Source organism: Nonomuraea sp. CA-218870 (genome assembly GCF_050936535.1).
Taxonomy (GTDB): Bacteria; Actinomycetota; Actinomycetes; order Streptosporangiales; family Streptosporangiaceae; genus Nonomuraea; species Nonomuraea corallina.
Window position 1 is genome coordinate 1,063,627 of sequence record NZ_JBNJMN010000002.1, and the last position, 26,998, is coordinate 1,090,624.

24 protein-coding genes, 1 tRNA gene and 1 CRISPR repeat array are annotated in these 26,998 nt (G+C 69.6%); of the genes, 22 read left to right on the top strand and 3 right to left on the bottom strand.

Annotation, left to right across the window (positions count from 1 at the left end):
* Positions 1-4: 4 nt before the first annotated feature.
* The 9 genes from ACQEUU_RS33660 (at position 5) to ACQEUU_RS33700 (ending at position 7,599) form a co-directional block, all read left to right on the top strand.
* Entirely contained in the window at positions 5-310 is a 306-nt protein-coding gene (locus ACQEUU_RS33660) for an urease subunit gamma (protein WP_270155193.1), read from the top strand.
* Between the two features lie 33 nt (positions 311-343).
* Positions 344-868, top strand: a complete 525-nt coding sequence (locus ACQEUU_RS33665; RefSeq protein WP_433073602.1) for an urease subunit beta — start codon at positions 344-346, stop codon at positions 866-868.
* A 5-nt stretch (positions 869-873) separates the two neighbouring features.
* Positions 874-2,598, top strand: coding sequence for an urease subunit alpha (gene ureC / locus ACQEUU_RS33670; protein WP_433073605.1), 1,725 nt, complete (start codon positions 874-876; stop codon positions 2,596-2,598).
* The gene (locus tag ACQEUU_RS33675; protein ID WP_433073608.1) at positions 2,595-3,266 is read left to right on the top strand and encodes an urease accessory protein UreF; all 672 of its coding nucleotides are present in this window, start codon (positions 2,595-2,597) and stop codon (positions 3,264-3,266) included. The genes ureC and ACQEUU_RS33675 overlap by 4 nt, the downstream gene beginning before the upstream one ends.
* Before the next feature lie 13 nt (positions 3,267-3,279).
* Positions 3,280-3,957, top strand: coding sequence for an urease accessory protein UreG (gene ureG / locus ACQEUU_RS33680; protein WP_433073611.1), 678 nt, complete (start codon positions 3,280-3,282; stop codon positions 3,955-3,957).
* On the top strand, positions 3,939-4,883 hold the full coding sequence (locus ACQEUU_RS33685; RefSeq protein ID WP_433073614.1) for an urease accessory protein UreD: 945 nt from the start codon (positions 3,939-3,941) through the stop codon (positions 4,881-4,883). The genes ureG and ACQEUU_RS33685 overlap by 19 nt, the downstream gene beginning before the upstream one ends.
* Positions 4,823-5,857, top strand: coding sequence for an FUSC family protein (locus ACQEUU_RS33690; RefSeq protein ID WP_433073617.1), 1,035 nt, complete (start codon positions 4,823-4,825; stop codon positions 5,855-5,857). The genes ACQEUU_RS33685 and ACQEUU_RS33690 overlap by 61 nt, the downstream gene beginning before the upstream one ends.
* A gap of 136 nt (positions 5,858-5,993) precedes the next feature.
* The gene (locus tag ACQEUU_RS33695) at positions 5,994-6,842 is read left to right on the top strand and encodes a fumarylacetoacetate hydrolase family protein (RefSeq protein WP_433073620.1); all 849 of its coding nucleotides are present in this window, start codon (positions 5,994-5,996) and stop codon (positions 6,840-6,842) included.
* Positions 6,843-6,888: 46 nt separating this feature from the next.
* Positions 6,889-7,599 carry a class I SAM-dependent DNA methyltransferase gene (locus ACQEUU_RS33700; protein WP_433073623.1) on the top strand — a complete coding sequence of 237 codons (711 nt, stop codon included), beginning with the start codon at positions 6,889-6,891 and terminating at the stop codon, positions 7,597-7,599.
* Between the two features lie 16 nt (positions 7,600-7,615).
* On the opposite strand, the gene ACQEUU_RS33705 is transcribed toward ACQEUU_RS33700, so the two are convergent.
* Positions 7,616-8,605, bottom strand: a complete 990-nt coding sequence (locus ACQEUU_RS33705; RefSeq protein WP_433073626.1) for an endonuclease/exonuclease/phosphatase family protein — start codon at positions 8,603-8,605, stop codon at positions 7,616-7,618.
* Positions 8,606-8,767: 162 nt separating this feature from the next.
* Between ACQEUU_RS33705 and ACQEUU_RS33710 the strand changes: the two genes are divergently transcribed.
* Both ACQEUU_RS33710 and ACQEUU_RS33715 read left to right on the top strand, forming a co-directional pair.
* Positions 8,768-9,793 carry an ArsR/SmtB family transcription factor gene (locus tag ACQEUU_RS33710; RefSeq protein WP_433073629.1) on the top strand — a complete coding sequence of 342 codons (1,026 nt, stop codon included), beginning with the start codon at positions 8,768-8,770 and terminating at the stop codon, positions 9,791-9,793.
* Positions 9,794-9,923: 130 nt separating this feature from the next.
* Positions 9,924-9,997, top strand: a tRNA-Arg gene (locus tag ACQEUU_RS33715).
* Here the strand turns inward: ACQEUU_RS33715 and ACQEUU_RS33720 are convergent.
* Positions 9,959-10,774: a site-specific integrase gene (locus ACQEUU_RS33720; RefSeq protein WP_433074483.1), complete on the bottom strand. Its 816-nt coding sequence runs from the start codon at positions 10,772-10,774 to the stop codon at positions 9,959-9,961. The genes ACQEUU_RS33715 and ACQEUU_RS33720 overlap by 39 nt on opposite strands.
* Positions 10,775-10,924: 150 nt before the next feature.
* On the opposite strand from ACQEUU_RS33720, the gene ACQEUU_RS33725 reads away from it, so the two are divergent.
* Positions 10,925-11,314: a hypothetical protein gene (locus tag ACQEUU_RS33725; RefSeq protein ID WP_433073632.1), complete on the top strand. Its 390-nt coding sequence runs from the start codon at positions 10,925-10,927 to the stop codon at positions 11,312-11,314.
* A 331-nt stretch (positions 11,315-11,645) separates the two neighbouring features.
* On the opposite strand, the gene ACQEUU_RS33730 is transcribed toward ACQEUU_RS33725, so the two are convergent.
* Positions 11,646-12,674 carry a helix-turn-helix domain-containing protein gene (locus ACQEUU_RS33730; protein ID WP_433073635.1) on the bottom strand — a complete coding sequence of 343 codons (1,029 nt, stop codon included), beginning with the start codon at positions 12,672-12,674 and terminating at the stop codon, positions 11,646-11,648.
* A 181-nt stretch (positions 12,675-12,855) separates the two neighbouring features.
* Between ACQEUU_RS33730 and ACQEUU_RS33735 the strand changes: the two genes are divergently transcribed.
* The 10 genes from ACQEUU_RS33735 (at position 12,856) to cas6e (ending at position 26,996) form a co-directional block, all read left to right on the top strand.
* The gene (locus ACQEUU_RS33735) at positions 12,856-13,110 is read left to right on the top strand and encodes a DNA-binding protein (RefSeq protein WP_270155181.1); all 255 of its coding nucleotides are present in this window, start codon (positions 12,856-12,858) and stop codon (positions 13,108-13,110) included.
* Between the two features lie 13 nt (positions 13,111-13,123).
* The gene (locus tag ACQEUU_RS33740; RefSeq protein WP_433073638.1) at positions 13,124-13,993 is read left to right on the top strand and encodes a hypothetical protein; all 870 of its coding nucleotides are present in this window, start codon (positions 13,124-13,126) and stop codon (positions 13,991-13,993) included.
* A complete protein-coding gene (locus ACQEUU_RS33745; protein ID WP_433073641.1) occupies positions 13,990-15,537 on the top strand; it encodes a YfjI family protein in 1,548 nt (515 codons plus the stop codon). Before ACQEUU_RS33740 ends, ACQEUU_RS33745 begins: the two co-directional genes overlap by 4 nt.
* A 334-nt stretch (positions 15,538-15,871) precedes the next feature.
* A complete protein-coding gene (locus ACQEUU_RS33750) occupies positions 15,872-16,099 on the top strand; it encodes a hypothetical protein (protein ID WP_433073644.1) in 228 nt (75 codons plus the stop codon).
* Positions 16,100-16,480: 381 nt separating this feature from the next.
* A CRISPR array of direct repeats spans positions 16,481-19,017; the repeat unit is 29 nt; unit sequence GTGCTCCCCGCGCACGCGGGGATGGTCCC.
* A 161-nt stretch (positions 19,018-19,178) separates the two neighbouring features.
* Positions 19,179-22,097 carry a CRISPR-associated helicase Cas3' gene (gene cas3 / locus ACQEUU_RS33755; RefSeq protein WP_433073647.1) on the top strand — a complete coding sequence of 973 codons (2,919 nt, stop codon included), beginning with the start codon at positions 19,179-19,181 and terminating at the stop codon, positions 22,095-22,097.
* A complete protein-coding gene (casA, locus tag ACQEUU_RS33760; protein WP_433073650.1) occupies positions 22,087-23,775 on the top strand; it encodes a type I-E CRISPR-associated protein Cse1/CasA in 1,689 nt (562 codons plus the stop codon). The genes cas3 and casA overlap by 11 nt, the downstream gene beginning before the upstream one ends.
* Entirely contained in the window at positions 23,772-24,425 is a 654-nt protein-coding gene (gene casB, locus ACQEUU_RS33765; protein WP_433073653.1) for a type I-E CRISPR-associated protein Cse2/CasB, read from the top strand. The genes casA and casB overlap by 4 nt, the downstream gene beginning before the upstream one ends.
* Entirely contained in the window at positions 24,422-25,609 is a 1,188-nt protein-coding gene (cas7e, locus tag ACQEUU_RS33770) for a type I-E CRISPR-associated protein Cas7/Cse4/CasC (RefSeq protein WP_433073656.1), read from the top strand. Before casB ends, cas7e begins: the two co-directional genes overlap by 4 nt.
* Positions 25,606-26,307, top strand: a complete 702-nt coding sequence (gene cas5e, locus ACQEUU_RS33775; protein WP_433073659.1) for a type I-E CRISPR-associated protein Cas5/CasD — start codon at positions 25,606-25,608, stop codon at positions 26,305-26,307. Before cas7e ends, cas5e begins: the two co-directional genes overlap by 4 nt.
* Positions 26,307-26,996, top strand: coding sequence for a type I-E CRISPR-associated protein Cas6/Cse3/CasE (cas6e, locus tag ACQEUU_RS33780; RefSeq protein ID WP_433073661.1), 690 nt, complete (start codon positions 26,307-26,309; stop codon positions 26,994-26,996). The genes cas5e and cas6e overlap by 1 nt, the downstream gene beginning before the upstream one ends.
* Positions 26,997-26,998 lie beyond the last annotated feature (2 nt).

The window sequence follows — 26,998 nt, forward strand, 5'->3', positions numbered from 1 at the left end:
GCTGATGAACCTCGCCCCACGTGAACTCGACAAGCTGTTGATCTACGTGGTCGCCGACCTGGCGTCCAAGCGGCGCGAACGCGGTCTCAAGCTGAACTACAGCGAGGCGGTGGCTCTCATCAGCGCCGCCGTCCTGGAGGCGGCCCGCGAGGGCAAGACCGTCGCCGAGTGCATGGAACTCGGCAAGAACGTGCTCGACGCCGGCGACGTCATGCCCGGCGTGCGCGAAATGCTCAAGCTGATGCAGGTCGAGGCGTCGTTCAAGGACGGCTCCAAGCTCGTCTCCTGCCACGACCCCATCGGCGGCTGACACCGCCACCAGACCAGAAAGGACCGGTTCGTCATGACGGACACGGACAGGGTCGTCTACGCCGACGGCTCGATCGAGATCAACGCCGGGCGGCGCACGGTCAGGCTGACCGTGCGCAACACCGGCGACCGGGCTGTGCAGGTCGGCTCGCACTTCCACTTCTTCGAGGCCAACCGGGCGCTCAGCTTCGACCGCGAGAAGGCGTACGGCATGCACCTGGACATCCCGGCGGGCACCGCGGTCCGCATCGAGCCGGGCGACACCCACCAGGTCGATCTGGTCGAGTACGGCGGCGGCCTGCGCGTCGTCGGCTTCGCCGGCCTGGTCAACGGCGGCCTCAGGACCCGCGACGCGCACATCCGCGCGATGCGGCTGCTGGACGAGCTGGGCTACGCCAACGAGCCGGAGCCGTCGGCCACCGTCCAGCCGGCGGGCGGCGGCAAGGCGGGCAAGGCGGAGGGCAAGGCGGAGGGCAAGGCGGGCAAGGCCGGCAAGGCGGGCGGCAACGCGGAGAAGCCGGCCGGACCCAAGAAGTCTCCCAGCAAGAAGAAGGGCTGACACCGATGGCCACGATGAGCCGCAAGCAGTACGGGAGCATGTTCGGCCCGACGGTGGGCGACCGCGTCCGCCTGGCCGACACCAACCTGGTGATCGAGATCGAGAAGGACCACACCGCCGGCCACTACGGCGACGAGGCCGTCTACGGCGGCGGCAAGACCATCCGCGACGGCATGTCGGCCGACCCGCTCTCGCAGAACGCCACCATCGCGCTCGACCTGGTGATCACCAACGTGGTGGTGCTCGACCCGATCCTCGGCGTCGTCAAGGGCGACATCGGCATCAAGGACGGCAAGATCGTCGGCATCGGCAAGTCCGGCAACCCGCACACCCAGAACGGCGTGGACCGCCGGCTGGTGATCAGCGCGGGCACGGAGGTGCTGGCGGGCGAGAACATGATCGCCACGCCGGGCGCCATCGACCCGCACGTCCACCTGATCACGCCGCAGCAGGCCCAGCACGCCCTCACCAACGGCATCACCACGCTGATCGGCGGAGGCACCGGCCCCACCGACGGCACCCGCGGCACGACCTGCACGCCGGGCCCGTGGAACATCGCCCGGATCCTCCAGTCCGTCGAAGGGCTGCCCATCAACATCGGCATCATGGCCAAGGGCAACTCGAGCCTGCCCCCCGTGCTGGCCGAGCAGATCGAGGCCGGGGCGTGCGTGCTGAAGGTGCACGAGGACTGGGGCTCCACCCCGGCCGTGGTGGACTGCGCGCTGCGGGTGGCCGACGACTTCGACGTCCAGGTGGCGCTGCACTCCGACAGCCTCAACGAGGCCGGCTACCTCGAGGACACGATCAGCGCCATCAACGGCCGGGCCATCCACACCTTCCACACCGAGGGCGCGGGCGGCGGGCACGCGCCCGACCTGATCCGCATCGCCGGAGAGCCGAACGCGCTGCCGTCCTCGACGAACCCGACGCTGCCGTACACGATCAACTCGGTGGACGAGCTGCTCGACATGGTGATGGTCTGCCACCACCTCAGCCACGACATCCCCGAGGACGTGTCATTCGCCGACAGCCGGGTGCGCGCGGAGACCATCGCCGCCGAGACGGTGCTGCAGGACATGGGCGTGATCAGCATGTTCTCCTCCGACTCCCAGGCCATGGGCCGCGTCGGCGAGACCTTCACCCGCGCCTTCCAGACCGCGCACCACAACAAGGACCAGCGCGGCAAGCTGCCGGAGGACTCCGAGCGCAACGACAACTTCCGGGTGCTGCGCTACCTGGCCAAGCTGACGATCAACCCGGCCAGGACCGTGGGCATCGCCGAGACCGTCGGCTCGCTTGAGGACGGCAAACTGGCCGACATCGTGCTCTGGCCGTTCACCTCGTTCGGCGCCAAGCCCGCGGTCGTGATCAAGGGCGGGCTGATCAACTGGGCGCAGATGGGCGACCCGAACGCCTCGCTGCCCACGCCGCAGCCCGTCTACTACCGGCCGATGTTCGGCGCGATGGGCATGGCGCAGCGCAAGTGCAACGTGACCTTCCTGCCGGACGCCGCGATCGCCGCCGGGGTGCCGGAACGGCTCGGCCTGCAGCGGCTGATCGCGAGGGTCCGCCACACCCGTACGGTCGACAAGCGGCACATGGTGCGCAACTCGGCGCTGCCCAAGATCACCGTGGACCCGGAGACGTTCAAGGTCATGGTCGACGGCGAGCACGCGACGATCGCGCCGGCCAGGGAACTGCCGCTGAACCACCTGTTCTTCCTGGCATGAGCCTGCTCGCCCAGCTCCAGCTCGCCGACTCGGCCTTCCCCGGCGGCCTGTACACGCTGTCCCACGGACTGGAGGCGTACACGCAGGCCGGGCCGGTCGACGTCGGCGAGCTGCTGGAGGACGTGCTGCTGCACGCGGCCGGCCCCGGCGACGCCACCGCCCTGGTGCTCACCCACCGGGCGGTGGCGGCGGGCGACTGGGACGCGGTCGTGGAGACCGACCGGCGGCTGCACGCGATCAAGCTCAACCGGGAGATCCGGGCCGCCGCCACCAGGACCGGCAACCAGGTCCTGCGGACGGCGGCCCTGGTCTTCCGCACCCCGGAACTCGCCCGGCTCGCCGAGCTGGTCGAGGCCGGCCGCACGCCGGGCAACCACGCCGTCGTCCTGGGCGCCGCGCACGCCGGGCTCGGCGTGCCGGTGGAGGGCGCGGTGACGGCCGACCTGTACGCGTTCGCCGCGAGCTGGGTCAGCGCCGCCGTCCGGCTCGGCCGGCTCGACTTCCGGCAGGCGCAGGCCACGCTGTACGGCGCGGCGGGCGCCATCGAGCGGGCCGCGGCGCACGCCCTGGCCGCCGCGGGCCCGTACGACCTGCACGCCGCCAGCCCGGTCGCGGACACGATGAGCGCCGTCCACGAACGGGCGGAGGCCCGGCTGTTCACCACCTGAAAGGCAGCACGACATGGACCATCACCACCACCATCACGACACCCACCCCGCCGTGCGGCCCGAGCTGGAGGGGGTGTTCAAGGTCGGCGTCGGCGGCCCCGTCGGCTCCGGCAAGACGGCCCTGATCGAGGCGCTGGTCCCCATCCTGATCGAGCGCGGTCACAGCGTCGGCGTCGTCACCAACGACATCTACACGCAGGAGGACGCCGACCACGTCAAGCGCACGCTCGACGGCGTGCTGGACCGGGAGCGGATCGTGGGCGTCGAGACCGGCTCCTGCCCGCACACCGCCGTCCGCGACGACCCGACGATGAACCTCGCCGCCGGGGCCGAACTGATCCAGCGCTTCACCGACATCGACACGCTGCTGTACGAGAGCGGCGGCGACAACCTCACGCTCACCTTCAGCCCGGCCCTGGCCGACGTGTACGTGTTCGTCCTGGACACCGGCGAGGGCGACAAGATGCCGCGCAAGCGCGGACCGGGCATCACGAACTCGGACCTGCTGGTCATCAACAAGATCGACATCGCCCCGTACGTGCGCGCCGACCTGGAGGTGATGGCCCGCGACGCCGACCGCGTCAGGGAGGGACGCCCGGTGATCCTCACCGACTCGCTGAAAGGCACCGGGGTGGAGGCGGTCGCCGACTTCATCGCCGGCCGCAGGCCGGTATGCTCGCCGACCGCGTAGACCGGCTGGCGGCCGGCCACTACACGATCCCGTCGATCCCGCACGACGTGGCCCGCCACGCCGTGGGGCCCTACACAGGGCTCCCGGTCGGCAGCCCGGGCAAGGTCGGCGTGCTCGACCTGGCCTTCGAACGGCGCGGCGACCGCACCGAGATGACGGCCCACTACCAGAAGACGCCGCTGCAGATCATGCGGCCGCTCTACTACGACCCGGCCCGGCCGGACATGCCGTACGTGATCGTCATGGCCGCGGGCGCCGGAGCGCTGCAGGGCGACCGCTACCGGATCGACCTGACCTGTGGCGCGGACGCGGCGGTGCACGTGATGACGCAGGCCGCCACCAAGATCTTCCGGATGGAGCAGGACTACGCCAGCCAGCTCGTCACCATCACGGCCGGTCCCGGCGGCTACGTCGAGTATCTGCCGGACGCGGTGATCCCGTTCGCCGAGTCGCGCTTCTACCAGCGCACCCAGGTCACCCTCGACCCCACCGCCACCGTGGTCCTCGCCGAGACCATGCTGGCCGGGCGGCTGGCCCGCGGGGAACGGCACGACTACACCGCCTACTGCAGCGACCTGGAGGTCCGCCGCCCCGGCGGCGAGCTGCTGTTCGCCGACCCGATCAGGCTCGTCCCCGCCCGGTCGCCGGTCACCGGCCCGGCCATGTTCGGCGACCACGGCGTGCTCTCCACCCTGTACGTGATCACGTCCGCGGCGGACGCCGCCGAACTGGCGGACACGATGCACGAGGTGGTCGCCGGCAGCGGGCTCACGGGCGGGGCCAGCACGCTGCCGAACCGGGCGGGCGCCTGGGCGAGGCTGCTCGGCCCCGAGTCGCCGCAGGTCATCGAAACCCTGGAACGGCTGTGGGACGCCGCCAGAAGGACCATCACCGGCAGCCCGGCACCCGACAGGCGCAAACCCTGAACATCGCCGCCAGATGGGCCGGGCAGCTATGGGAACTGCTCCGGCCGGTGGGCCGGCCGGACGTCCCGGCCGGGCTGACGGCCGGCGTGCTGATCGTGGTGCCGCTGCTGGTCGCCGCCGCGCTGGGCCGGACCTCGCTGGGCGCGGCGATCACGCTGTCGGCCACGCTCATGCTGTACCCGTCGCCGTACCCGCTGCCCCGGCTCATGCTCGTGCGCGGGACCGCGGTCACCGCCGCGGGCGTGTTCGTCCGGCTCGTGGCCGAGCAGCCGTGGCTGCTGGCGGCCGGGGTGACGGCGGCGGCCGTCGCCGGGGCCTTCTGGCCGATCCTGAGCACCACGGGCGCGCTCGCCTGCCTGTTCATCGGCATCATGGCCGACCCCGGCGTCGGCGTGCCCGGCCTGGCCCAGCTCATCGGGGCCGCGTGGGCGGCGCTGGCGGTCCTGCTCCTGGGCCGGCTGTCGGTCAGCGTCCCGCCGTCACTTTCGAGCCTCGCCACCCGGGCCCGCCACGCCGGGCGGCTCGGCCTGCTCGTCGGCGCGTCCATGTCGATCATGGCGCTGTCCGGGATGCGCTCGTCCGGGGGCCACTGGCTCGTCACCGCGGTCCTCATCACGCTGCGCCCCATGACGCCCGAGGGCATGACCATCCGCTACGCCCAGCGGATGCTCGGCGGCACGGTCGGCAGCGCGATTGCGGCGCTCATCCTGATCGGCCACCCGTCCACCCTGGTGACCGCCTTCTGCGTGGGCGCCGCCGGGGCGCTGGCCCACACCTACCGGGCGGCGAACTACACCTACTGGTCGATCTGGATGCCCGTCATGGTCCTGCTGCTCGCCGACTTCGGCCATCCGGAGCCGTGGACCGCCTCCGTCATCAGGCTGGCCATGAACTTCGCCGGAGGGCTCGCCGCGATCGCGGCCGTCCGCTACCTGTGGCCGGACCCGCCGGAGCCCGGCAGCGCCTCCTTCTGACCGGCCGCCGCCGGCCCGGCCGGCGGGCGGACGTCTTCTCATCCCCGGAACGACGATCTAGCATGCGGGGGCGCGGCCGAGCGGAGGCCCGCGTGCCGGTCTCTCCGGCGCGACCCCCTAACTGACGGAGCGATCAGTGCAGCTCATGCGCATCGGCGCGCCCGGCGCCGAGAAGCCCGTGGTCCGCGTGGACGAGACCCACTACATCGACGTCTCCGACGTCACCCCCGACTTCGACGAGCGGTTCTTCGCCGCGGGCGGCGCCGCCCTGCTGGCCGACCGGGTGGCCGGGGGCGACGCCCGCGCGTTCGCGGGGGAGCGGATCGGCGCCCCCATCGCCCGCCCGCACCAGATCCTCTGCATCGGACTCAACTACCGCGACCACGCCGCCGAGACCGGCCAGCCGGTGCCCGACGAGCCGATCCTGTTCACCAAGTCGCCCAACACCCTCGTCGGCCCGTACGACGACGTGCGCATCCCGCGCGGTGCCACCAAGACCGACTGGGAGGTCGAGCTCGGCGTCGTGATCGGCCGCCGCACCTCCTACCTCGCCTCCGCCGAGGATGCCCGCGACGCCATCGCCGGCTACTGCGTCGTCAACGACGTCAGCGAACGCGCCTTCCAGATGGAGCGCGGCGGCCAGTGGAGCAAGGGCAAGTCCGCCGAGACGTTCAACCCCGCCGGGCCGTGGCTGGTCACCCCGGACGAGATCCCCGACGTGCGCGACCTCGGCATGTGGCTGGACGTCAACGGCGTACGCCGCCAGACCGGCACCACCAAGACCATGATCTTCGACCCGTACGTCATCGTGCACCACCTGAGCCAGTTCATGGTCCTGGAGCCCGGCGACCTGATCAACACCGGCACCCCGCCCGGCGTCGGCATGGGCCACGACCCGCAGATCTGGCTCCGCCCCGGTGACGTCGTCGAACTCGGCATCGACGGCCTCGGCAGGCAGCGCCAGCGGGTCGTGGGACCCCGCTAGCACGCACCCTGGTGCCGACCGGTGCCGGGAAGAGTAGCCTGGGCCGGTGTTCTCGCCCCGAGGTCCGTCGCTGCGCGAACTGATGGTCCAGGCGCTGTCGTCGGTCGAGCGCGGCTACGACCTGCTCGCCCCGACGTTCGACCACACGCCTTTCCGGACCCCCGACGTCATCCTCGACGCGACCGCCGACGCGCTGCGGCCGCTCGGGCCGTTCGGGCGAGGGCTGGACGTGTGCTGCGGCACCGGCGCGGCCGTGCGGGTCCTCACGCCGCTGTGCCGGGAGGCGATCACCGGCGTCGACTTCAGCGCGGGCATGCTCGCGCGGGCCCGCGCGGCGCACCCGGACGCCGGGTGGGTGCGGGCCGACGTGCGCGCCCTGCCCTTCGCCGGCGCCTTCGACCTCGCGGTCAGCTTCGGCGCGCTCGGCCACTTCCTGCCCGCCGAGCGGCCCGGCCTCTTCTCCGAGGTGCGCCGCGCGCTGCGGCCGGGCGGCCTGTTCGCCTTCCCGATCGGCGCGCCGCCGCCCGTCACCTCCGGCCGCTACTGGGCGCTGCTCGGCTTCGACGCGGTCATGCGGGTGCGCAACGCCGTGTGGCGCCCGCCCTTCGTCATGTACTACGGCACCTGCCCGCTCAGCGCGGTCCGCGACGACCTGGAAGCGGCCGGTTTCAGCGTGACGACCGTCCCCCTGACGGCGCTGGGCCGGCGCGAGGACGGCGGCCCGCGGTGCCGGCTCGTCCTCGCGCGCAGGACCTAGCGCGCCGCGGTGACGGTCACGGCTTGGTCAGCCGGATCAGCAGGCCGTCGTGGTCGCTGTAGGACAGCCCGTACGTGCTCCGGCTGACGAACGAGAAGTCGTTGCTGAAGATGACGTGCTGCACGTCCCCGTCGCCCTTGCGGGTGTTGCCGCCCGGTACGCAGTTCTGCGCGTTCTCCGGGTCGGAGGTGTCGTACTCCAGGTTGAAGTCACCGCCGACGACGGTCTTGCCGGAGATCCCCTCCTGGGACCTGATGTACGGCACCGCGTCGAACGTCAGTGCCTTGCACTGGGCCAGCGCGATCGGCTCGCTGTTCGCGCTGAGGTGGGTGGCGCAGGACAGGTGGTCGCCCACCGCGTAGGCGCAGGCGAACGTGCGCACCTCGTTGCCGCTGTCCTGGGTCGAGTACGCGCCGACCCAGCCGTTCGCCCCCTGCCACTGGGCCGCCGGGACCCGGCCGAGCACGGCGTTGCCGAACGTGCCGCCGTTCGTGCAGGTGATCGGGTTGCCCGTCGGCTTGTCGAGCGCCGGGTAGAAGACGTAATAGGTCCAGTCGCCGGGCCAGGCCTCGGCGAGTGACGGCTGGAGGTAGTTCGGCAGGTCGATCGAGCAGATCTCGTTCAGCGTCACCAGGTCGGGGGCGAGGGCGTAGATCAGGTCGCCGCCCTCGTAGATCGCCCGGCCGCCGGCGTAGCACTTGGCCTTGCCGCTGTTGCACAGGTTGAGCTGGAGCGCGTGGAACGACCGGGCGGCCTGCGTCCGGGCCGCTCCTTCCGGGCGGGCCGCTCTGGCCTGGCCGCCCCGGGCGCTCGCCGTCAGCTCCGCGGCCTTGGCGCCCATCGGGGCGACGCTCCGCACGGACAGCGGCTTGACCTGGACGGGATCGGCCTGCTCACCGCGGACGCCGCCGGCGGCGCTCGGCGAGGTCATGGCGAGGACGAGGGCGAACGCCGCGAGGAGGGCGGCCGAGAGACGGCGGACGGACCGACGGTGCGCGACTTTCACGGGCACTTCCTTCACGTGGCGGGAAATGACGGTGATGACTGAAGAGCCTCCCCATGGTGATCCTTTCGGCAGCCGGAGGGAAGGGCCTTTCCGCTCCACCGAAAAGCCGACAAATGCCTCAAATCTGCTTGACTGCCGAATCGCCGCCATGGTGTCGTTCGCATGACAAGACCTGTCAACAACGGGGGCGGAATGGGGACGCTGAGGATCCATTTCCACGCTGAGGACCTCACCCGCGTCACCCTCGCCGACGAGCCCGACCCCCTCTGGGAAATGATCCTCACCAGGTTCCGCCTCCGGGACCGCGTGCGCTCACCGGCCTTCCAGCCCTGGTACGAGGACCTGCACGCCGACCCCGCCGCCACCTCCCGGATGCGGCGCGGCGCCCGCCTGCTCGACACGCTCGTCCCCGCCGGCCCGTACTTCCCCGACTTCCTCACCCCGTACGAAGGACACCGCGGACTGGACAGCGGCCTGACCGCGCTGCTCCGCACCCCCAGACCCCGCCTGACCGCCGAACTGCGCCAGCTCGCCCGCCACCGGAACCTGCCCGGCTGGGTCCGGCCCATCGCCGAAGGCAGCGCCCCCGCGCTCACCAGCATGGAAACCGCCCTGCGCGACTACCACCAAGCGGCCGTGGCACCCTTCCGCGAACTCACCGGCTCCGCCGTCGCCGCCGACCACGCCTGCCGCGCCCGCGCCCTCCTCACCGGCGGCGTCGAAGGGCTGTTCGCCGGGTTCGCGCCGCTCCTGCGCTGGCGGCCCCCCGTCCTGGAAGCCGAGTACGTCATCGACCAGGACCTCGTGCTCGGCGGACGCGGCCTGCGGCTCGTGCCCTCGTACTTCTGCCTGCGGACCCCGCTCACCCTCGCCGACCCCGACCTCCCGCCCGTGCTCATCTACCCCATCGAGCAACGGCACCGGTGGCGACCCGAGGCGACCCGCCGCACCAACCTCAACGCGCTGATGGGCGCGAACCGATCAGCCGTCCTGCACGCCCTCGGCCGCAGCGCCACCACCACCCAACTCGCCCGCATGCTGCGGATCTCACCCGCCGCCGCCAGCCGCCACGCCACCGTCCTGCGCGAGGCCGGCCTGATCGACACCCGCCGCGACGGCCCCGCCGTCCTGCACACGCTCACCTCCCTCGGCACGGCACTCCTTGAAGGCACCGCCGGCCACCCCTGAACCGGCACCCCCGGCCTCCTCCAGCGCGGTGGAAGGGCGGGCGGAAGACGGGTGGTGCGCGGGCGCCGTGACGGGGTAGGGGGAAATCGCGTACATGGCAGGTCGCCAGATCATGCACAATAAGGCGAGAGCGCCCTTAGCTCAGCTGGATAGAGCACCGGACTTCTAATCCGACGGTCGCAGGTTCGAATCCTGCAGGGCGCGCCTACCGCGAGGCTGTGACCTGCGACTATTCGGCGGGCTTGAAGGCAGCACCACCTGGGAAGGTGCTGGGGAGACCGAGGGGAGACCGCCAGTCGGGGACACCCCCTCCACGAGGCTCTTCCTCGGCACCAGCGCCGCGCTCGCCTCGGCCGCCGCCCGGGCCATCTCCGGGAGCACGGACGTGTAGATGTCCGACGTGATCGACAAGCTTGAGTGGCGCAGCATCGAAGACGTCGTCTTCAAGTCGTTGCCCGCCGCGAGCGACAGGGTGGCCGCACCATGGCGGAGGTCATGCAGACGGATCGGCGGCACCCCTGCCGCGAAAGCCAGCCGCTCGAATTGCTCCGAGACCCAGTCCGGCTTCAGCTCGCTGCCGTCCTCCCGGGTGAAGACCCGGCCCGTGTCCCGCCACGAGTCACCCCACGTCAGCCGCTCACCGTCCTGCCGCTGCCGGTGCGCGCGCAGCACCGCCACCGTTCCGTTGTCCAGGGCGACCGCCGCGTCGGATGCCTCCGTCTTCGGATCTCCCTCCTCTATCTCGCCTTCCACGATGATCAGCTGTGTGGACACCGTGAGCACGCCTTCGTCGAGGTCCACGTCCACCCACCGCACGCCACACGCTTCCCCGCGCCGCAGCCCGCGGAAGGCGATCAGATGGTAGAGCGCGTACAGCCGATCCGTGGTCGCGTAGTCCAGGAACGCCCCCAGCTGAGCGGGCGTCCACACCATCACCGGCGAAGGCCGTGGTGTCCCCAGCCAGATCCGAGCCGCTGACATCGAGCTCGCTTCTGGATCCTTGCGCACCTCAAGCAACCTTGCCCGAAACTGCTCCTGGAACGCCTCTACCCGGGCTGCCGTCCACACCAGGGCTTTGGGCTTCTTGCCGGATGCCAACGTCACCAGCGCTGCCGCGTTGAAGGACACCAGATGCTCACGCTGTGCCTCGGCCAGCACCGTGCGAATCGTCGCCCGCACCCGCTGCTTGGTCGTCGGCCCGGTGAGCTTCCGCCCGCGCGCCGCCTTACGCACGTCTGGATCGCGCGATTTCCGGTCGGCCAGGATGGCGGCATTCTTGGCATCGATACGGATGAACACCTTCTCCACCGTGGACACGAACAGCCGGTCCAGGCGAACATCGTCGAGGACTTCACCGAAGTGCACCTTGTGGTGAGAGATGTACCCGACGAGCGTGGACTTGCGGATATCGCCGAGACGGCGTCGCCGCTCCACCCATCGTTCCCAGTACTCGCCGAAGGTCATCGCCTGCAACGGCTGGCCGGCCCGGTACTTGCGCTGCAGTTCCTCGTATGCCGGTAGTGCCAGGCGCTTCTGGTGTGCCTCCCTGATCATCTCTAGGATTTCCATCCGCGTCTCGTGCCCCACTGGCCCGGCGTCCGCGATGTCGAGCAGGCGCCCCGCCTGCTGATAGAAGGCGGACAACTCGCTCTCGCTCCTGAAGCCACCCAGCCTCAGGTAGACGCGCTTGCCGTCAGGCCCGGCAGGCAGCTCTTCCTTGCCGTGCCAGGTGCCGTGATGCGGATTCCACGTGCCGTCCTTGCGGCGGAGCTTCGGACATTTGGCGCCGAGTTCACGGCCGCTCTCCCGGCACTTGCATCGTTTGTATCCATTTCCCGTCAAGTTCTTGTTTTCACCTCATTCCGGTTTCGCGGTGCATGCGTGCGATCTTTCTCGCTTCTTGGTAGTCCTCGATGCTCACCCCCAGTTCGGCGAGCAAGTCCTCCTGAGGCTGCCCGGCGCCGTGGCCTCCTGGGCTCAAGGCGATCCGGGCTGCCAGGCTTTCGATCTGATCCCAGTGGTCCTGCGGTGGCCGGTCGCTGATCTGCCGTAGCCTGCCGTCGATCTCCTCCACCACCGGTTCGGTGGGGTGGGCGGTGCCGCGGTCGTAGGCGTCGATGACGCCGATGGCGGCTTCCTGGATGCCGGCGCGTACCAGCAGTTCGGTGGCGTGATAGATGAGGTCCGGCACCACTCGTACGGGAGAGCCCGGGATCTTGGTGGCGAACAGGTCGCGCAGGCGGACAAGATCGGCCACGACGCTGTGACGCCGCCGGGACTGTTGCCCCGGCGGGGTGAGGTCGCGTCCGTCGCCCATGGCCCGCAGGATCCGGTGCAGCACGTCGAAGGCGGCGGTCGCCTCGCGCCAGGAGTCGGCGTCCCGCCAGAAGGCGATCGCCTGCTCGGCCGTGTCCGGGTCGACTTTTCGCTGCGCCAGGAAGCCTTCGTAGGCGGTTCGGTTCCTCTCTTGGGCGAGGCGGTGACGCAGGCGGGCCCAGGCCAGGAGGAAGTGCGCGTACTGCTCGGCGGCGTTGCGGCCTTCGTGGGTGACCGTCCGGCTCAGGTCGTGTAGGTCCCGGCCTTGGGCGTCGTCCAGGGGAAGGGGGAGTTCTTCCAGGGCGATGCCGAACACGCGCGCCAGGGCGATGGCCTCGTCCACGCTGATCGCGCGGCGGCTGCCGTCGGGTCTGGGGTTGACGATCTTGGAGATGGCGGATTGGTGGGTCGGGCAGCCGGCGTTGGTGAGTTCTTGGGCCATGCGTTCTTGTGACCAGCCGCGGCGGCGCATCTCCCAGGCGATCCGCAGGGCGACGTTCTCTTCGCTGAAGCTGCGGCCGCCCGGCTCTCGCTTGGGTTGATGGCGCGTCTGGTCCGCTGGCATGCGTCACTCCTCGGCATCACGGTGATTCATCCTGAATGGATGGATATTCACTAACACTAGGGTTGATCGGTTGGCATTGTCCATGCCATCCTGATCGCGAGCGAGATTCAATCCCACATGTCATGAACCGCTCGGCCTGCCACCACGATCCCGAGCGGACCGTCAGAAAGGCACGCCCTCCATGGCCAAGGCCCTGACCACCGCGGAACTGCTCGCCCTGCCCGTCACCGTCGACCTCGTCACCGCCGCACGAGCGTTCGGCATCGGCCGGACCAAAGCCCACGAACTCGCCCGCAGCGGCCAGTTCCCCTGCCCCGTTCTGCGTGTCGGCCACACCTACCGCGTCGGCCGCGCCGCCCTGCTGCGCTGCCTCGACATCGACGACCCCGCGCTCACCCCGGCGCCGCCCGCCCAGGCCGCCGACCTCGCATCCTGACCGGGGCCACCCCATGAGCACCCCGTACGCCCGCATTCTGCAAGCGCTCTACGCCAGGACCGGCCACGCCCCGCGCGGCTCCGCCACCCAGAAGAGCGCCCGCTGCCCAGCGCACGAGGACCGGCACCCATCCCTGTCGGTCGGCGTCACCAGCACCGGCGTCGTCGTGATCACCTGCCACGGCGGGCCTCGATGCCCCACCGAGGACGTCATGCGAGCTCTCGGCCTGCCCATGTCCGCCCTCTGGCCCGGCTCTCCGCACACCCCGCCGCCCCGGCGGGACCACCCGGATCGCTGGATGCCCTGCGGCCACGACCGGGTGGCCGACTACCTCTATCAGGACGAGCAGGGAACCGTTCTGTACGGCGTCGCCCGATGCGACCGCAAAGGCAACGGCTGCCAGGGCTTTCGCCAGTGGCGGCCCGACCCGACCCGGCGCTCCGGCAGACGCTGGAGCTTATCCGGCGCCGACGGCACGATGGCCGTGCGCCTGGTGCCCTACCGCCTGCCCGAAGTCATCACCGCGGTCCGCGAATCCCGGGTCGTGATGATCACCGAAGGCGAGAAGGACGCCGAAGCCCTCCGCGCCCGCCCCGGCATCACCGCCACCTGCAACGCCATGGGCGCCGGCAAGTGGCAACCGGACTTCGCGCGCTACTTCCACGGCGCCGACGTTTCCATCATCGCCGACCGCGACCAGGCCGGCCGCGACCACGCCCAAGCGATCGTGGCCACCCTCATGCCCGTGACCCGCTCCCTCTACGTGCTGCAGGCCCGGCACGGCAAGGACGCCTGCGACCACCTCACCGCCGGCGGCACCATCGGCGACTTCATCGAGGTATGGGCGCCCAAGCCCTACACCCTCCAGGGAACCGGCGGGTGAACGCCGGCAGCGGGCCGAACTGGACCCCCGACGTCACAAAACCCGCCCACCCTCCAGACCAGGAGGAACCCTGGGACGAGATCATCCCTCTCGACACACGCCTCGCACCGCCCGCGTTCCCGCTCGACAGCCTGCCGTCGTGGCTGGCGGACATCGTCCAGGCCGTGGCCGAAGAAACCCAGACCGCCCCCGACCTCGCCGCGGCCTTCGCCCTGGGCGGGCTGTCCACCGCGGCCGGCGGCAAAGCCGTCGTCCGGGTACGCGGCGGCTGGCACGAACCGCTCAACCTCTTCCTCCTCTGCGTGGCCCCGCCCGCCACCCGCAAATCAGCCGTCTTCCGGGCCATGACCGCCCCGCTCTACCAGGCCGAGGAGCAACTCATCCTCGCCGGCCGGGCCAAGGCACGGCAGGCCGAACTGCTCCGGCTGCAGCTGGAGGAGACCGACAAGCAGGCCAGAACCAAAGCGGTACGCAGCGGCTCGGCCAACGACCTGGCCGAGGCCGAATCCACCGCTCTGGCCCTCGAAGAAGCGATCGTCCCGCCCGAGGTCCAGCTGATCGCCAAGAACGTCACCCCCGAGGAGTGCTCCACGATCCTGTCCCAGCAGGCCGGCCGGCTGGCCATCCTGTCGGCCGAAGGCGACCTGTTCGACATCGTGTGCGGCCGCTACAGCAACGGCGTGCCCGCCCTGAGCCCGTTCCTCGAAGCCCACGCCGGCGACGTGCTCAAGGTCAACCGCCGCGGCCGGGCCGAGTACGTGCGCTCTCCCGCGCTGACCATCGCGGTGTGCATCCAGCCCGCAGTGCTCGCCTTCATCGCCCAAAAGCCCCGTCTGCGCGGCCAGGGCCTGCTGGCCCGCTTCCTGTACGCGCTTCCACCCGACACCGTCGGCTACCGCAAGAGCGATCCCGGCCTCGTCCTCGACGACGTCCGCCACACCTACGAGCAGAACATGAGGCAACTGGTCATCAGTCTCGCCGAGTGGGACCGGCCACAGATCCTCACGCTGTCCCCGCCGGCCACCAAGCTCGTCATCGAGTTCCAGGACGAGATCGAGCCCAAGCTCCGGGCGGGTGTCGGCGAGCTCGACAACCTGCGGGACTGGGCGGGCAAGCTCGTCGGCGCCGCCGTACGGATCGCGGGCCTGCTGCACCTGGCGGAGCACCTCGACGACGGCTTCCGCAAACCCCTCGTCGAGGAGACCATGCGGCGGGCCATCAACATCGCCCGCTACTTCATCGCCCATGCCGTGGCCTGTTTCGGCGCGATGGTGGAAGGCCGGCACACCGAACTGGCCCGGGACGCCGTGACGTGGTTGGCCAGGAACGAAAACGTCCGGACGGCCCGGCAATTCAGCCGACGCGACCTCCACCGGGGGATGCAGGCGAAGTTCAAGGACGCCTCGACGGTGGGCGCGGTGTTGTCGCTGCTGGACGCCCACGGTTATATCCGTCCCCTTCCTGAGCCCTCCGCCGGTTCGCGAGGCGGACGCAAACCTTCTCCGAAGTACGCCGTCAACCCCCTTATCTTCGGACAGCCATGACAGAACCGATGCGATGCTGATGGCCTGCGGAAACAGCTTGGACAGGGGGTGAGACAGAACGATGACGGAACTTCAGAACAATGACAGAACTCCTTTCCGTCATTGCTCTTCGCCGCGACGGCGGGCAGGATTCGAGTTCTGTCATGTGCAGAGGACATCTGTCACGGTTCCGTCGCTGCGGCATCGGACGACAACGGGCCAGATCAGAGCAGGTCTCCGGATGTTCTGTCATTTTGTCATCAACCCCCGGGCCGGAGACCGAACAGGAGCAGGGAGACACATGAGCGTTTCGAATAGCGTTTGAAACGAATGGCTCCTTGGTAGAATCGGCCGTATGGAGGCCAGCGCCTTACGAGTGGAGAATTCGCACACCATCCATCTGGCCGGCACCAGCGTCGACCGCTACGACGTAGAACTCCCCGCACCGGCCTGTCACACGGCGATCTCGGGTTGGGACCCGCGACGACTGCGTGCTTCGACGGCACCGGTGAACTGCCGGCGATGCCTGCGACTGATCAAGCGGCAGCAGATCCCTGCCCTGCTACAGGACGCGATCTTCTAAAACTGTCGGGGATGTGCTGTCTTCGCAAGCAACGTGAGAGCGCGGCGACGTGTCCGGGGAGGAGCCGGCTGCTGGTCTTGTCATCAAGGACACTGGTGGGGCCTGTCTCGGCCACGAGTACGGTGATCACTCCGTCCCGTGTGGGGCCTGCTGCTGTCGAACCGTTGCGGGCATAGGAAGCCTGACGGTCGCAGCGCATGGCTGGCGTGACTCGGGCGTAAACTCGATCCTGGCGCCCGATGGGAGCCAACTGCAGGACTCTGGGTGGTTACCGCCAGAGTGTCCCCTTTGTATTATTCGAGTTATTTGGTGAAAATGTCCACTTCTCTAAAAGTGCTCAATTTCGAATTCATCGCATGATGAACCTGCAGGTCATTCAGTGTGCTCCCCGCGCACGCGGGGATGGTCCCTCCTCCTTGGCCGTCTGCTCGCGGTAGTTCTTGTGCTCCCCGCGCACGCGGGGATGGTCCCCGGGCCGGGAAGGGAGGGCTACTCCTCGGGCAGTGCTCCCCGCGCACGCGGGGATGGTCCCGGCTGCGGTCGTCTGCAAGGACCTGAACCGCCGTGCTCCCCGCGCACGCGGGGATGGTCCCAGGGTCGTTGACGTGGGTCCGTCCGAGGTTCTGTGCTCCCCGCGCACGCGGGGATGGTCCCGACAAGGAGAAGCCTGATGCCCGAGACCGACTGTGCTCCCCGCGCACGCGGGGATGGTCCCTCCACGGTCGCCTCCTCGGCGCCGGGCAGGTAGTGCTCCCCGCGCACGCGGGGATGGTCCCGTGTTGTCGTCCACGAGGGTGCGGGGGTTGATGTGCTCCCCGCGCACGCGGGGATGGTCCCCCGACCCAGTACGCGAACCTGCGGCTGCAGGTGTGCTCCCCGCGCACGCGGGGATGGTCCCAGGCATCATCCTGAACATTTCGGCGACAAGGGGTGCTCCCCGCGCACGCGGGGATGGTCCCATCGACGAGGACGCCTCGCCGCAGTCGCAGCGGTGCTCCCCGCGCACGCGGGGATGGTCCCCGTCCGGCGACCCGCTCGCAGAAGTCGGCGTAGTGCTCCCCGCGCACGCGGGGATGGTCCCGGGTACCAGGCGCGCAGGTTCTCGGTGCGCGCGTGCTCCCCGCGCACGCGGGGATGGTCCCCCGTCCAACAGCAGCTACATCACCGGGTCGCCGTGCTCCCCGCGCACGCGGGGATGGTCCCGCATGGCGACCGCACCAGCGTTACCGGTGCTGGTGCTCCCCGCGCACGCGGGGATGGTCCCACCTCGCTCAACGGCGAGTACGTGGTCCTCAGGTGCTCCCCGCGCACGCGGGGATGGTCCCCTGGGGATCGACCTCACCTCGGAGACGGCGCTGTGCTCCCCGCGCACGCGGGGAGCGTCCCGACTCGACCACCGGATGCCGGGACGCCTCCTCGTGCTCCCCGCGCACGCGGGGATGGTCCCTGAAGCGGATCACCGCCCCGCCTGTCGACGAGGTGCTCCCCGCGCACGCGGGGATGGTCCCTACGGCACGGCGTTCACCGTCACCGGCCTCGCGTGCTCCCCGCGCACGCGGGGATGGTCCCTCGAACGCCATCAGCAGCCAGCCGGCCACGTCGTGCTCCCCGCGCACGCGGGGATGGTCCCTCCTGACCCGCGCCGGCCAACTGGACATGGCAGTGCTCCCCGCGCACGCGGGGATGGTCCCAGCCAGCGCACCGCGTCCCGGGCATCCCGGAGGTGCTCCCCGCGCACGCGGGGATGGTCCCGATGACCGGCCCGGACGGCTGGGACCTGCTGCGTGCTCCCCGCGCACGCGGGGATGGTCCCCGGTTCGCCTACCACCCGCCGACCACCGAGGCGTGCTCCCCGCGCACGCGGGGATGGTCCCGACGCCCCGCCGGGCACGTTCGACATGGACATGTGCTCCCCGCGCACGCGGGGATGGTCCCGGCTACAGCGGCAGCTCCTCGGGCGTGTCGGTGTGCTCCCCGCGCACGCGGGGATGGTCCCGTGCCGTCCCGGACCAGCCGGTACAGCCGATCGTGCTCCCCGCGCACGCGGGGATGGTCCCTCCACCCCGCCGCGGGTGCGGAGCGCGCCCGCGTGCTCCCCGCGCACGCGGGGGTGGTCCCTTGACGGTCGTCTTCGCCTGGAACGACTGGGCGTGCTCCCCGCGCACGCGGGGATGGTCCCCAGCACGGACGCGGACGGCCGAGCCTGCAAGCGTGCTCCCCGCGCACGCGGGGATGGTCCCCAGGAGGCACGCCGAAGCGGCCTCTCCTCGACGTGCTCCCCGCGCACGCGGGGATGGTCCCCTCCTCTCAGCGTCGGATCGCCGCCTCGTACTGTGCTCCCCGCGCACGCGGGGATGGTCCCCGGTAGGAGGAGGGCTCCGACGAGCCGGCGGTGTGCTCCCCGCGCACGCGGGGATGGTCCCCTGCGGCACCCACGCCAACGGCGGTGAAGGCAGTGCTCCCCGCGCACGCGGGGATGGTCCCGTCGGTCCGTGTGGTCACAAGGGTGAGACTGGGTGCTCCCCGCGCACGCGGGGATGGTCCGGTGAACATGCCGTGCTCGATCACGCTGTAGTGGTGGCGGGTGCTCCCCGCGCACGCGGGGATGGTCCCCCGGCCGGACAGGAGTGCATCGGCCGCCACCTGTGCTCCCCGCGCACGCGGGGATGGTCCCGATGAACTTCAAGGCCCGGACCTGGCGCAAGGGTGCTCCCCGCGCACGCGGGGATGGTCCCTGATAAGGAGACTTGAACTGGACCGAGAAGGGGTGCTCCCCGCGCACGCGGGGATGGTCCCGCCTGGCGGAAGAGGCGGGGATCGAACCCGCAGTGCTCCCCGCGCATGCGGGGATGGTCCCAAGAACTACCGGGAGATGTCCCGCACGGTCGGGTGCTCCCCGCGCACGTGGGGATAGCGCACAGTACATGCTGACGGGCATCTTAGCAGGTTTATGGATGGCCGGAATTTAGGATGGAGGTGACCAGAAAGTATGTGAAATTGTAGTACGCCGCAAATAGGATCTTTGGGATATTTCATCGTTTGCTGAGCGCCGTGCGAGATCATGCCCTTTAATGCCATCGTGCAGAACGATCGAGATCTTCCGGGCCATTTTGCTGCCGGCCTATCGAAAGCCGCAGTTTCGGTCTGGGCAAAACATGATCGTTCTACAGAAGAATGGCTGCCCTTGTGGCGGCACCTGGCAGACGCCGGTGCGGTTGCGGGCCGGCTATGGGACCGATGGCTCCCTGATCAGGTCAAGCAGCTGATCGCTGAACCGCTTCCCGGTGGCCTGGAAGATGGGCGTCGGCTCGCGGTCTGGTTGGCAGCCACTCACGACATCGGAAAGGCAACTCCGGCGTTCGCCTGTCAGGTGGAGTCACTTGCCGATGCGATGCGATCGGCCGGCCTGGATATGCCGCTGCAAAGTCGGATGCCCGATAGGAAGCTGGCCCCTCATGGCCTTGCCGGGCAGGTGCTTCTGCGTGACTGGCTGGTCGAGCGGTACGGCTGGAAGCGTTCGGCCACATATCAGTTCACGGTTATCGCCGGCGGGCACCACGGCGTCCCGCCCACCCACGAGAGCATCCGAGATCTGGACTCGCACTCGCATCTGGTGCGTACTCCGGCGTGTGCCGCTCTGTGGCAGCAGGTGCAATGGGAGATCCTGGATCGCTGCGCCGAAGCGTGTGGCGTCGTCGGCAGCCTGCCGGACTGGGCGGCGGTCAAGCTGTCCCAGCCCGCGCAGGTCCTGTTGACCGGTTTGGTCATCGTGGCCGATTGGATCGCGAGCGACGCCGACCTGTTTCCGTACTCGCCGGAAGCATGGGGGAGGAGCGAGAGCGAGCGGGCGGACAGAGCCTGGCACGCGTTGGGCCTGCCGTCTCCCTGGCGTGCGCGCGAGTTCACCGGCGAGGCAGAGCAACTGATCTTCTCGCGGTTTCGGCTCCCGGAGGGGGCTCGTGTGCGGCCCGTACAGGAACGCGCGGTCGAAGTCGCGCGGTCGATGTCGGCACCTGGCCTCATGATGATCGAAGCGCCGATGGGGGAGGGCAAGACCGAGGCGGCGCTGGCGGCGGCCGAGATCTTCGCCGCCCGATCCGGTGCTGGTGGCCTTTACGTCGGATTGCCGACCATGGCTACGAGCAGCGCCATGTTCCCGCGCATGGTGCAGTGGCTGGAGCGGGTGCCTGGGGAGCAGGCCGACGCCCTGGTTCGTTCGGTGCAGCTGGCGCACTCCAAGGCGGCTCTCAACGAGGACTACGCGCGGCTGGCGCGCTCCGGCGTCCGCCGCATCCTCGCCGTCGACGTCGACGGCCGTGCCGATGACTACCGTCCGCAGGAGGATCGCACCGTCAGCTCCGCCGCGATGGTGGCCCATCATTGGCTGCGCGGCAGGAAGAAGGGCATGCTGGCGTCGTTCGTCGTTGGAACGATCGATCAGCTGCTGTTCATGGGGTTGAAGAGCCGTCATCTGGCGTTGCGGCACCTGGCGCTGGCGGGCAAGGTCGTCATCATCGACGAGGCTCACGCGTACGACACGTACATGAACTCGTACCTGGACCGGGTGCTCTCGTGGCTGGGGGCCTACCGCGTGCCCGTGATCGTGCTGTCCGCGACTCTGCCGGCCGGGCGCAGGCGTGAACTGGCCGAGGCGTACGCCGGGACGGCCGAGCCGAGCGCTGACTTCGCTCGGATCGAAGCTGCCAGGGATTACCCCCTGCTCACGGCTGTCGAGCCGGACCGGCTGCACGCGCCTGAGACGGTGGAGGCGTCCGGCCGCAGGGCCGATGTGCACGTGGAGCGGCTTGACGATGATCTGACGGTCCTGGGCGATCGGCTGGCCGAGGAACTCGTGGACGGCGGCTGTGCGCTCGTCGTGCGTAACACCGTCGACCGTGTGCTGGACACCGCGGCCTTCTTACGGGGCCGGTTCGGCGCCGAGAACGTGACCGTGGCGCACGCCCGATTCGTCGATCTGGATCGTGCTGCCAAGGACGCTGATCTGCTGGACCGTTTCGGTCCACCGGAGCCCGGTAAGGACCGACGCCCGAGCGGGCCGCACATCGTGGTGGCGAGCCAAGTGGCCGAGCAGTCCCTCGACATCGACTTCGATCTCCTGGTGTCGGACTTGTGTCCCATCGACCTCCTTCTGCAGCGTATGGGCAGGACACATCGGCACAGACGAGGGGAAGGTCAGAGCGATCGCCCGCCACGGCTGCGTACCGCGCGCTGTCTGGTGACTGGCGTGGATTGGACGACGGTCCCGGTCGAGCCGGTGTCGGGATCCGTCTCCGTCTACCGCAGGCACGCTCTGCTGCGCTCGGCCGCGGTGCTGGAGCCGTATCTGTCCGGCGCCGCCGACACCGGCCACGTCGTACGGCTGCCCGAAGACATCAGCGCACTCGTACAACAGGCTTATGGTGTGGAGGAGGTCGGGCCGTCACCGTGGCAGGAGGCTCTCCGGCAGGCGCGGCGGCAGCAGGATCTCCATCACGCCGACCAGTGCAAAAGGGCGCTGGATTTTCAGATCGCGGCTGAAGGACGACCGGGCCGGCCGCTGCTCGGCTGGCTGGAGGCGGGCGTCGGTGACGCCGACGACACGCGGAAGGGCCGCGCCCAGGTTCGCGACAGCCGAGAGAGCCTGGAAGTGCTCGTCGTCCAGCGCCGCCCGGACGGCGCACTTGCCACCCTGCCCCATCTCACGAGGGGACGAGGCGGGCTGGAGCTTTCCGTCGACTCTCCGCCAGACCGCAAGCTCGCACAGGTCGTCGCCGGATGCGGCCTGCGGCTGCCGTTCGCCTTCACTTTTCCGAAAGTTCTCGACCAGGCGATCGAGGAGTTGGAGAAGGACTACATCGCGGCATGGCAGACCAAAGAGTCCCATTGGCTGGCAGGCGAGCTGATTCTCGTGCTGGACGAAAACTGTCGCCGCCGGCTGGCAGGCTTCGACCTGCGCTACACCCCTGCTGATGGTTTGGAGGTGACTCGTGCTCAATGACTCCGCCGCACTGTCCTTCGACCTGACCCGCGAGCGGTGGCTCCCGGTGCAGTACCGGGACGGCCGCGAGGAGGAGGTCTCCCTGCGGGAGGTCTTCGCCCAGGCGGGCGAGCTGCGCCGCTTGGTCGGGGACGTTCCGACGCAGGAGTTCGCGCTGCTGCGGCTGCTGCTCGCGATCGTCCACGACACGATCGACGGTCCGCAAGACCTGGAGGAGTGGCAGGAGCTCTGGGATACGGGGCTCCCCATCGAGCGGGTCCACGCCTACCTGGATCAGCACCGGCATCGCTTCGACCTGCTCGACCCCGGTCAGCCGTTCTTCCAGACCCCTGGCCTGCAGACGACCAGAGGGGACATGACATCCCTGGACCGGTTGGTGGCCGATGTCCCCAACGGGGCGCCCTTCTTCACCATGCGCGCCCGCGGCGTCGACCGGCTGAGTTACGCGGAAGCGGCCCGCTGGGTCGTTCACGCCCACAGCTACGACACCTCCGGCATCAAGACCGGTGTCGTGGGCGACCCGCTGGTCAAGGGAGGCAAGGCCTACCCCCGCGGCGTGGCCTGGGCAGGCAGGTTGGGCGGTGTCCTGATCGAGGGCGCGAACCTCCAGCAGACGCTGCTGCTCAACCTCGTCGCCTTTGACACCGACAATCTGCGGATCGACGCCGCACACGACCGACCCGCTTGGCGACGCCCACCCACGGGGCCGGGCCAGGTCGACGAGCTCGAACTCGCTCGGCGACCGGCAGGTCTACGCGATCTGTACACCTGGCAGTCACGCCGCATCCGGCTGGCCTTCGACGCCGACGGCGTCTACGGCGCGATCCTCACCTATGGAGATCCGCTGGACGCGCACAACAAGCACCTGTACGAGCCGATGACCGGCTGGCGGCGCAGCGAAGCCCAGGAGAAGAAGCTCAGCCTGCCGCAGGTCTACATGCCCCGCGAACATGACCGCAGCCGCAGCGCCTGGCGTGGCCTGGCCGCCCTGGTCGCCGGTCGCGCCCCCGGCTGGGAGCAACGCAAGGAAGCTGCGCAGGTCGTTAGGCCACGGATTCTCGGCTGGGCCGCCCGGCTGGCCGTGGAAGGCGAGCTGCCGCTCGACCTGCTGATCCGCGCGCGATTGTTCGGTGCGGAGTACGGCACCCAGCAGTCTGTCATCGACGAGATCATCGATGACGCGGTGGCCATGCCGTTGGTGCTGCTGTACGAGGAAGACCAACGCCTTGGACAGACGGCTATCGACGCCGTCGGCGACGCCGAGGACGCGGTGACCGTGCTCGGCGACTTCGCCGCAGACCTGGCCCGAGCGGCGGGAGCCGAGACCGACCCGGCCAAGGAAGCCGCACGATCCCAGGGTTTCAGCACACTTGATGGACCGTTCCGGGACTGGCTGAGGCACCTCACCCCTCAAAATGATCCGGAGGAGCGAAGGGCCGCTTGGCAGAGCCAGACGCATCGCCTCATCAGCCGCCTCGCCGGCGAGCTTCTGCGTGCGGCGGGCGACTCCGCCTGGGAGGGGCGCGTCATCGAGGTGAAGGGACGCCCCCTCTGGCTCAGCGCCTCCCAAGCTGACCTGTCCTTCCGATTCCGCCTACGCAGGGCGCTACCGATGGCCGCCATATCCGGGGGAGATCAAGGAAGCGGCCAGCCACAGAAAGCCGAGGCACGATCATGACCATCACGGCTCCCGTAACCTCCCGCAAGATCGACGAACTTGTGGGCTCCAGCGCCGGCGCCTACATCAGCGAACTGCAGAAGGGCTACCTGAAAGACCAGAGCTGGGCGGTGGCGACCCTCGCGCAGCTGCGCCGGGGGGCGGGCAAGCTGCCGCAAGAGGTGCCCGAGTTGTGGGGCGTCTGCGGCATCGAGCGGTTGTACGAAGAGCGAGACCTGACCGAGAAGGAAGCGGTCAGGGCGGAGGCCGCGCTCTTCCTCGCGGTGACCTTGTATGCGCTCCACCAGCAGTCCCAGGACAGCAAGGGGATGCACAAAGACGGGGTCGACCTGGGGGAGGCGGTCCGCCGCCTGATGCCGGACGACGGCATCGACGAGACGATCAGGCGCCGGTTCGTCCGCCTCGGCACCGCCACCACCCGCCAGGCGCTGGCCAACCGCCTGCGCGAAATCGTCTCGCTGCTGCGCCGCGACTCCATCGAACTCGACTATGCCCTGCTCGCGCGGCTGCTCTACCTCGCCCAGGATCCCGACGGCATGCGGCGCGTACGTGAACGTTGGGGACGCGCCTTCCACGCCTACCGACGCCGCACGTCACCGATAGAAACCGGCGCCGACAACGCCGCATCCCCCAAGAAGGAAGCACGATGACACGAACCATCCTCGAACTGCACGTGCTGCACACCGTCCCGCCCAGCTGCCTCAACCGCGACGACACCGGCACCCCGAAGACCGCGACCTACGGCGGTGTCCGCCGCGCCCGCGTGTCCAGCCAGGCATGGAAGCGCGCCACCCGGCGGCGCTTCCACGACACGCTGGACCCGGCCGAGCTCGGGGTCCGCACCCGCAGGGTGGCCGAGTTGCTGACCGAGCGGATCCGGAAGATCGACGGATCCGTCGAGACGACCGAAGCGTGGGCGCTGGCCGCCGAGACGATTCAGGTGGCCACGGGATCGAAGATCGAGCCGCCCAAGCGCGCCAAGGCGAACGCCGAGGGGCCTGCCGCTCCTGAGTCCAAGTACCTGATGTTCCTCAGCGCCCACCAGCTGGACGGGCTGGCCGCGCTGGCGCTCAAGGCGCGCGGCGCCGGCAAGGACTTCTTCAAGGACAGGGCGGTCAAGGAGGAGGCCAAGCAGATCGCCAACACTCGGCACTCCGTGGACATCGCGCTGTTCGGACGCATGGTGGCGGACGGCGCCGACATCAACGTTGACGCGGCGGCCCAGGTGGCGCATGCCATCAGCGTCCACCAGGCCGACATCGAGTCCGATTACTACACCGCCGTCGACGACTACAAGAACCGGGACACCGACGACCTGGGCGCGGGCATGATCGGCACCGTCGAGTTCAACTCGGCCACCCTGTACCGCTACGCCGCGGTCGACGTCGATCTCCTGGGCAAGAACCTCGGCAAGGGGCTACGTGACGACGAGCCCGTGACTGAGCCCGTGCGCCGGGCCGTGGAAGCATTCGTCGAGAGCTTCATCACGTCCCTGCCCACCGGAAAGATCAACACTTTCGGCAACCACACTCTGCCCGACGCGGTGGTGGTGAAGGTGCGGTCGTCACGCCCGATCAACGCCGTGGCGGCGTTCGAGGAGCCCTGCCGCGCGGAGCCGGAGACCGGCGGACACGTGCGCCACGCCGCCCAAGCCCTGGCCTCCTATCTCCCCGAGGTCGAGCAGGTGTACGGGGTCGCGAACGACGCACCGAGCTGGGTCATGAGGGTCGGCAAGAACACCCAGGCGCTGTCCGACCTCGGGATCGAGGTATCGCTTCCGGAGCTCGTGGTGGCCGTCGGCGAGGAGATCGCCGGGAGGCAGGGCCAGGGATGAGCGTCCTGCTGATGCGGCTCGCCGGGCCCCTGCAGTCGTGGGGGGCGTCCTCAAGGTTCTCCCGGCGTTCCACCGAGGCGGCGCCCACCAAGAGCGGCGTGATCGGTCTGCTGGCGGCGGCACTGGGACGGCAACGCACTGATGACCTCGCCGACCTGGCGGCGCTGCGATTCGGCGTGCGCACCGATCAGCGTGGAGTGCTGCTGCGCGACTTTCAGACAGCCCACCACTTCGCCACCGGTGACGCCCAACCTATCTCCGACCGCTACTACCTGGCCGACGCCGTCTTCGTCGCCGGCGTGGAAGGCGACGCGGGACTCATCGACGACCTGCTTGCCGCGCTGCGCTGTCCGGTGTTCCTGCCTTACCTCGGACGTCGCTCGTGCCCTCCGGCACGCCCGCTGGAAATCGACACCGACCACGAACACGCCCTCGAACAAGCTCTGCAAGACGTGCCCTGGCAGGCAGCCCCCTGGCACCAGCGTCGCCGCCGTCACGACCAGCAGATCGACCTGGAAATCCTCGTCGAGGCCACCCCCGCCGAAGGCGGCGGCGACAGCCTGCGTGACCAGCCGCTGAGCTTCGATCCCCTGCACCGCCGCTACGCGCTGAGAGGGGTGCGCCGCATCCCGGTGAGCGTGCCCAACCCGGCTGCTCTGCCGGTTCACGATCCCACCTCCCTACTGGAAGGTGCCTGATGTATCTGACACGGTTTCGCCTGAACACCGCCCGCGTGGGCGCGCGCAAGCTGCTGTCCTCGCCTCAGGCCCTGCACGCCGCCGTGATGTCTTCGTTCGCCGAGATCCCGCCTGTGAACGAAGAGGGGCCGCGGGTGCTGTGGCGGATCGACCGCAACAGCAAGGTCGAGACCTGCCTCTACATCGTCAGCCCGGACAAGCCCGAGCTCACCCACCTGGTGGAGCAGGCCGGCTGGCCGGAAACCGGGCGTTGGCAGACCTATGACTACCAAGCGCTGCTGTCCCGGCTGGCCAAGGGCAACCGATGGGCCTTCCGGCTGACCGCCAACCCGGTGCACAGCATCCGCCGCAAGGCTGAAGAGCCCACCAAGCTCACCGCGCACGTCAGCCAGAAGCACCAGATCGACTGGCTGCTGCAACGCCAGGAGAGCGCCGGCTTCAAGGTGATCGAGAAGCCGACGGAGCACCAGCTCATACCTGGCCTCGACTCCCACGAGCTCGTCATCCACGACCGGCATCAGCTCACGTTCAAGAAGCGCGGCAACGCCAAGCCGGTCACCTTGCTCACGGTCACCTTCGACGGTCGCCTGGAGGTCACCGACCCGGAAGCGTTCAGCCGTACCCTCACCCGAGGGCTCGGCCGGGGCAAAGCCTACGGCTGCGGCCTCATGACCTTGGCAGAGGCGTAGCG

Coding starts and splice junctions, on each gene's coding strand:
- ACQEUU_RS33660 (WP_270155193.1), top strand. CDS start 5: ATGAACCTCGCCCCACGTGAACTCGACAAGCTGTTGATCTACGTGGTC.
- ACQEUU_RS33665 (WP_433073602.1), top strand. CDS start 344: ATGACGGACACGGACAGGGTCGTCTACGCCGACGGCTCGATCGAGATC.
- ureC (WP_433073605.1), top strand. CDS start 874: ATGGCCACGATGAGCCGCAAGCAGTACGGGAGCATGTTCGGCCCGACG.
- ACQEUU_RS33675 (WP_433073608.1), top strand. CDS start 2,595: ATGAGCCTGCTCGCCCAGCTCCAGCTCGCCGACTCGGCCTTCCCCGGC.
- ureG (WP_433073611.1), top strand. CDS start 3,280: ATGGACCATCACCACCACCATCACGACACCCACCCCGCCGTGCGGCCC.
- ACQEUU_RS33685 (WP_433073614.1), top strand. CDS start 3,939: ATGCTCGCCGACCGCGTAGACCGGCTGGCGGCCGGCCACTACACGATC.
- ACQEUU_RS33710 (WP_433073629.1), top strand. CDS start 8,768: ATGACAAGACCTGTCAACAACGGGGGCGGAATGGGGACGCTGAGGATC.
- ACQEUU_RS33720 (WP_433074483.1), bottom strand. CDS start 10,774: ATGTCAGCGGCTCGGATCTGGCTGGGGACACCACGGCCTTCGCCGGTG.
- ACQEUU_RS33725 (WP_433073632.1), top strand. CDS start 10,925: ATGCTCACGCTGTGCCTCGGCCAGCACCGTGCGAATCGTCGCCCGCAC.
- ACQEUU_RS33730 (WP_433073635.1), bottom strand. CDS start 12,674: ATGCCAGCGGACCAGACGCGCCATCAACCCAAGCGAGAGCCGGGCGGC.
- ACQEUU_RS33735 (WP_270155181.1), top strand. CDS start 12,856: ATGGCCAAGGCCCTGACCACCGCGGAACTGCTCGCCCTGCCCGTCACC.
- ACQEUU_RS33740 (WP_433073638.1), top strand. CDS start 13,124: ATGAGCACCCCGTACGCCCGCATTCTGCAAGCGCTCTACGCCAGGACC.
- ACQEUU_RS33750 (WP_433073644.1), top strand. CDS start 15,872: ATGGAGGCCAGCGCCTTACGAGTGGAGAATTCGCACACCATCCATCTG.
- casB (WP_433073653.1), top strand. CDS start 23,772: ATGACCATCACGGCTCCCGTAACCTCCCGCAAGATCGACGAACTTGTG.
- cas7e (WP_433073656.1), top strand. CDS start 24,422: ATGACACGAACCATCCTCGAACTGCACGTGCTGCACACCGTCCCGCCC.
- cas5e (WP_433073659.1), top strand. CDS start 25,606: ATGAGCGTCCTGCTGATGCGGCTCGCCGGGCCCCTGCAGTCGTGGGGG.
- cas6e (WP_433073661.1), top strand. CDS start 26,307: ATGTATCTGACACGGTTTCGCCTGAACACCGCCCGCGTGGGCGCGCGC.